This is a genomic window from [Clostridium] citroniae WAL-17108, assembly GCF_000233455.1.
In the GTDB taxonomy this organism is placed as follows: Bacteria; Bacillota; Clostridia; order Lachnospirales; family Lachnospiraceae; genus Enterocloster; species Enterocloster citroniae.
In genome coordinates, this window is sequence record NZ_JH376446.1 from 1 (window position 1) to 1,259 (window position 1,259).

A 1,259-nucleotide genomic window follows, 5' to 3' on the forward strand; every position below is an offset into this window, starting at 1 on the left:
GCCGGCCGGTACCCGGGGCTGCAATGCGTATCTCATCCATGGATTCCGTGGTCAGCAGCCGCTCCTTATTCTGTGTCAGTATCCACATGTTCCTTCCCCCCTTCACCATCCGGTTCCATACCGGTCTCCTCCGGCACTCCCGTTACCATCTCCCTTATGTAGCGGTGCGGCACGTTGCAGTCCACGGCATTTTTCATCAGTTCCGCGGATGTGCTTTCCCGTATGAGCCGGTAGAAATCGGAAAAGGTGACCTCCACCCGGTCCTCTTTTGAGAATGCATCCAGTAGCGTTCCCATCTGTTTCTCCTTCCTTCCGGTATCCCGGAAATGTTACTTTTTCTCAGTTTCCATAGCCTTCCTAATGGCCCTTAACTCCTTCAGGATTTCAATTAACACCTTCAGGATTTCGACCTTGGTCGTATACTCAAACATTGCCATGATTTCACCTCCATAACCACCCCGGCTCCTGGCCTTTCCTCTTCCGTACCGGCCTCAGGACCTTCAGCCTGGTACCATCCCACAGGACCTTCAGTCTGGCATGGTCCCACTCCGCTGCCCAACTTCCACGCATGGGTTCCTCTATCCGTTCAATCAGGTAACGCGCCTTATACTCCCTGCCGGTATCACTATAATAGGCAATCAGCTGATGGTGACGGATATCCAGCAGTTCCATAAGTTCAGAGTTTCTATACTCCCCCATGTACCTGCCATGGTCATACAGCCTGAAATAGGCTGCCCGTCCTGCCATACCGGTCCCCCCTTCCCCTCAAAACCAGGCCTCATCTACCGGAGCGCTTCCACCATGAGCTGGATGCCTGCCTTCATCCCGGCTATGTAGTTCTCTTCCTGGGCCCTTCCTGATAGCTCAATATCCATTTCCTCTAATTCGTCAAACGCCTCCAGCTGGCCTTTTTTTAATGTTTTCCGGAATCTCTGGTGGGCTTCATAGTTCTCCTTCATCCAGCGTTTATATGCGCGGGAATAGTCCATTCCGTCAGCCGGACGGAAATCACCATGGAATATGCGTTTAAAGAGCTTCGTATGTTTCCCTGGCATGACTACACCTCCTGTCCTGCAAACGCAAAACACTCCGTTCCGATTCCTTCTTCATCCAGGACAATAATCCCCTTCCCATTCGGGATACCAAAGAGTCCATAAGCCGCCCAGTTGCAGCCAGACGCATCTCCCGCCTTCGGGGCCCCCTTTCCCGTATATCTTCCAAGGCACTCCTGGCAGGCACAGTTTGGTCCTTTGGCTCCG

4 protein-coding genes are annotated in these 1,259 nt (G+C 52.9%); all 4 read right to left on the bottom strand.

Features of this window, described 5'->3' with window-relative positions; genetic code table 11:
• Positions 1–65: 65 nt before the first annotated feature.
• On the bottom strand, positions 66–296 hold the full coding sequence (locus tag HMPREF9469_RS30330) for a hypothetical protein (protein ID WP_002596412.1): 231 nt from the start codon (positions 294–296) through the stop codon (positions 66–68).
• A gap of 145 nt (positions 297–441) precedes the next feature.
• On the bottom strand, positions 442–747 hold the full coding sequence (locus tag HMPREF9469_RS30335; RefSeq protein ID WP_002596410.1) for a hypothetical protein: 306 nt from the start codon (positions 745–747) through the stop codon (positions 442–444).
• A gap of 35 nt (positions 748–782) precedes the next feature.
• The gene (locus HMPREF9469_RS30340) at positions 783–1,055 is read right to left on the bottom strand and encodes a DUF6809 family protein (protein ID WP_002572741.1); all 273 of its coding nucleotides are present in this window, start codon (positions 1,053–1,055) and stop codon (positions 783–785) included.
• Positions 1,056–1,057: 2 nt separating this feature from the next.
• On the bottom strand, positions 1,058–1,259 hold a 202-nt coding region (locus HMPREF9469_RS30345; RefSeq protein ID WP_007871774.1), incomplete at its 5' end, for a VVA0879 family protein.

Coding starts and splice junctions, on each gene's coding strand:
- HMPREF9469_RS30330 (WP_002596412.1), bottom strand. CDS start 296: ATGGGAACGCTACTGGATGCATTCTCAAAAGAGGACCGGGTGGAGGTC.
- HMPREF9469_RS30335 (WP_002596410.1), bottom strand. CDS start 747: ATGGCAGGACGGGCAGCCTATTTCAGGCTGTATGACCATGGCAGGTAC.
- HMPREF9469_RS30340 (WP_002572741.1), bottom strand. CDS start 1,055: ATGCCAGGGAAACATACGAAGCTCTTTAAACGCATATTCCATGGTGAT.